At 51.5% G+C, this 206-nt stretch carries 1 protein-coding gene; it reads right to left on the reverse strand.

The window, feature by feature from the left end:
* Window positions 1–206 (reverse strand): zinc metalloprotease (locus HMPREF2656_RS12925; protein ID WP_210400928.1); only part of this gene is annotated, 206 nt, incomplete at both ends.

Here is a 206-nt window from a genome sequence, read left to right on the forward strand (position 1 = left end):
GCACCCCAGTGGCGAAGATCTAGAGTGTGGCCTAATTCGTGCAGGATGGTGTTGCGCAGTTTTGCATCTGATCCCATCAGGCGGTTATTGGCGATGAAAAGCGAGTTATCGCCAACCAAGGAAATACCCGAGGCGTAGTTACCTTGATCAATCTGATCACCGATAACCCCGATGCGGAAGATGTTGTCACGCTCGCCTAAGAACTC

This window comes from Corynebacterium sp. HMSC034B08 (genome assembly GCF_001835805.1).
GTDB lineage: Bacteria > Actinomycetota > Actinomycetes > Mycobacteriales > Mycobacteriaceae > Corynebacterium > Corynebacterium coyleae.